At 43.1% G+C, this 3,388-nt stretch carries 3 protein-coding genes; 2 read left to right on the top strand and 1 reads right to left on the bottom strand.

Going from position 1 to position 3,388, the window contains the following annotated elements:
• The first annotated feature begins 436 nt into the window (after positions 1-436).
• Complete coding sequence (locus P8O70_11595) at positions 437-616, top strand: hypothetical protein (GenBank protein ID MDG2197507.1); 180 nt, start codon at positions 437-439, stop codon at positions 614-616.
• A gap of 128 nt (positions 617-744) precedes the next feature.
• Here P8O70_11595 and P8O70_11590 read toward each other — a convergent pair whose 3' ends face one another.
• The gene (locus P8O70_11590; protein ID MDG2197506.1) at positions 745-1,266 is read right to left on the bottom strand and encodes a hypothetical protein; all 522 of its coding nucleotides are present in this window, start codon (positions 1,264-1,266) and stop codon (positions 745-747) included.
• A gap of 316 nt (positions 1,267-1,582) precedes the next feature.
• Between P8O70_11590 and P8O70_11585 the strand changes: the two genes are divergently transcribed.
• Positions 1,583-2,902, top strand: a complete 1,320-nt coding sequence (locus P8O70_11585) for an MATE family efflux transporter (protein ID MDG2197505.1) — start codon at positions 1,583-1,585, stop codon at positions 2,900-2,902.
• The last annotated feature ends 486 nt before the right edge of the window (positions 2,903-3,388 follow it).

Below are 3,388 nucleotides of genomic sequence, written 5' to 3'. Positions count from 1 at the left end.
CGGTCCGGGTTGTTGAAAACCAACTGCTTTCATGCGGTTCTCCAATTCTGAAGTGAATTATCTCTTGGTCGAGAAAAATGGGGGGTTGACCAAAAAATTTAGCCGAACTTCACCACGCCCACAAAAAGGGCATTTCAGTTTGCAGCACCATTTTCGATTTCTCAAGCATGGCTATCGTACTCTCTTATCAAAAAATTGGATAATAGATAGTGAATCTTAATTTGTTTTTCTGATTTTTTTTAAAAATCAAATAAAATTTAAAGTAAAGATTTAAACATTTCAAATCAGATATTTATAAATTTTTTCTTAAACATATTATTTTATTTGTTGAAATAAATTAACATATGAATTATTTATGTCACATACTTTCAAAACTGGGGAGAGATGAGACTTTCTGACATTCCTCAATCGCAGAATCTGAAAAGAAGGAGACCAAATGTCATTCACATCAAAAATTGCAAAATCAATTCAGTCTTTGACAAACTCATTCCACAATGAGCCGTCCTATTCCTTCCTTGCCTCCGAAGAGCGAAAATGGATGCTACGTCAACAACAAGCTACCAAGATCTTTGAACCAGTCCCAAATTCAATGGGATGGAAAAAATTTGGTTCCTGAGTCTGTCACTACACCCCTTCCCATCATTCGCATCAGAGTGTAAATATTACTTTGATGCGCCGGCCCAATTTTCCCACAAAAAACTTTCCGTTTACTGTTGCCTCTTTTCAAAAAATACTGAAGAAACTTCAAAACGAACTGAGGGATCGACTAGGCAGCAGTGCCTCCAGGTCCTGGTGCGCAGCTACAAACTCAGCGAGTTTAGTTTCAGTATTAAACTGAAGTTCTAAAAGAATTTCATTCGAATCTGGATCGGGTAAGATTGCGCCCTGTTGAAATCCAATTCGTATATTGTCGGTGAACTCCTCTGTCAATTGAACAAAGAAGTCCACACTGACACGAACAAAACTCAACTGACCATCAAAAAAACACTGCACATTGCCCAGCAGCACCAGCTTGTTGACCGGATCCACATTTGCGTAGCTGACCACATTGATTCTCCTCAGCCTCAACACATTTCTCATCGCACGATCTGCTGCTTCTTTGTGTAGGCCAAAATGATCACAATCACGATTGACCCGCCCGTAATAGACTAGTTCGGCCTGGTGAGAATATTCGCGAATCATTTCACGAGTCTGTGGGCCAAGGCTCTGAGCAAATAATGCAATTGGGAAGGCCAGCCAAATTGTGAGTATTGCCAATAATTTCATGAATTTCCTGGAGTGTTTGGATGGATTGGTTCTGGTCCACATTCATTATTTAGACCTTTTTCAGTCAATCAGTGTTTGCCTCGGGCAATTGTAGCTTCCCATTGGGCGAATCTTAATCGTCATTGATATATCTCATGAGACTTGACAAAACTAATTGATCAAATGGAAATATTGGATTGCTTCCCAATTTCTTCTTTCGTCAATTTGTTGCAGTTAGATTTATAACCCATTCAATCCCCTCGACAGAGCAGATCTAATCCAAAGTCCCTTTACCAAATTAACAAAGGCACTCCAGGGCCGAGGTGGTATCAAACCGATGATCCACATTGCTTTTCCGTTGATGATTTCTACTTCAACGGAGGCAATGCTGATGTTTATTGATCGGTTGTATTTGAAGCAAGTCAGTGCCGAGGCCATGAATGCATGTTTGAGTGGGGGGTTTACCTCTTTTGCATTTGTCTCTTTTTTTATCGGAATCATTGGCTTCAGTACGGCCTTGGTGGCTCAATATTTTGGGGCAAATCAGCACCAAAACTGTCCTAGGGTGCTCACTCAAAGCATTTTATTTAGTTGTCTAAGTGTTCCGATTATTCTGGCACTCATTCCCGTTGGGAAATGGTTGCTCGCAACAGCAGGGCTCTCCGACGGAGAGGTGGTTCAGGCCAAAACTTACCTGACAATCCTCATGGCTGGGACTGCCCTAGACCTGGTTCGTCATAGTTTGAACAGTTACTTTGGGGGATTGGGCAAAACCAAAGTTATCCTGCTATCCACCTTTGTGATGGCGATTGCCAACGTTGGCGCGAACTATGTGCTGATTTTTGGCAAGTTGGGATTTCCAGAGCTTGGTATCGCAGGGGCAGGATACGGGACGGTTTTCGCCTGGTTCACAGGTGCACTCACTTTAGCGATTATCTATTTTCAGCAAGTACGGTTACCAGAGTATCAGATCCTGAAGAGCTTTCAGTTGGACCTTGGGATTCTGAAAAAGCTTGTTCGCTATGGTTTCGCAAGTGGACTGGAAATCACTCTGCCAATTTTTGCGATTGATCTACTGATTCTCGCTTTTCAGTCTTATGGAATCATTGTTTCCACTGCCATCACTGTGGCGTTCACTTGGATTCACACACTCTTTATTCCGGTAATTGGCTTGGAGATTGGGACAATGAGCCTCACAGGAAGATTCGTAGGAGCCCGAGATCCCGATGCAGCAACTGACTCTGTTTTTTCGGGTTTACTTTTGGCCTCAATCTATGCCTTAGTTGTCTCTCTGGCCTGTCTATTGATGACCCCAATGAAGATCGGGATATTTCTGGAACCTGATTCCTTGACTGAGACAGTTGATCTCGCAACGTGGGGTACTCAGCTCAACGCTTTCCTGATGTTCATCTTAGCTTGGTCTGCTATTCTGGGAGGAGCATTGCGTGGAGTTGGGGACACTTACGGAGCAATGACAATTTTTGCTGCTTTCTGGTGGTTTCAATACTTACTCGTCTTGATGCTGATTCGGATTTTTGAATTCACACCTAGCGAAGTTTTGGCAATCCACGCTTTCTCTTCACCAATACTTTGTTTGGCAATGTTGGTGCGTTTTCGAAGTGGTGCATGGCGCAAACTAGAGTTGGTCAGCGCTTAGTTGTTGCTACGATCTGGGTTCGGGTCGTGGTGTATGAAATGACAGGAGGGCTTGTTTGACTTGGCAAGCAGGTATGCAAAAAAGTCAGGTTTAATATCCAGCTTAGCGAGAGTCTCTAGGGGGAACCAGCGGAAGACTTCGTGTGACTTGTTGATAAGTTTGTTGCGATCTGCAAGCCACTGGAATTCATAAGATATACAGAACTCCCGGCAGAGTTGTCCTCGATAGTCAAAGAAATTTTTCAGCGGTTGCTTTCAACGAAGCGACTTCCCACTTTCTCTCGAGTTCTTCCTCAAGTTTTCGACGAATTGCGGCCAGTGAGGATTCCCCAATTCTAATCCTACCGCCAGGCGGATTTCACCAAGATTCTTTAGTAAGCCAACATAGCAAAATCTGTTTTTCCGAAAGGATGATGCATCCAACTCGAAAGTTCAGCAGGGTCCCTGACAGTTCCACGCAGATGTCACCCACATGCTATCTATATGT

The organism is SAR324 cluster bacterium (genome assembly GCA_029245725.1).
Taxonomy (GTDB): domain Bacteria; phylum SAR324; class SAR324; order SAR324; family NAC60-12; genus JCVI-SCAAA005.
This window is presented reverse-complemented; position numbering and strand designations above follow the sequence as displayed.

Bases quoted from the DNA above. Each gene is read 5' to 3' on its own strand.
- P8O70_11595 (MDG2197507.1), top strand. From the start codon at position 437: ATGTCATTCACATCAAAAATTGCAAAATCAATTCAGTCTTTGACAAAC.
- P8O70_11590 (MDG2197506.1), bottom strand. From the start codon at position 1,266: ATGAAATTATTGGCAATACTCACAATTTGGCTGGCCTTCCCAATTGCA.
- P8O70_11585 (MDG2197505.1), top strand. From the start codon at position 1,583: ATGATCCACATTGCTTTTCCGTTGATGATTTCTACTTCAACGGAGGCA.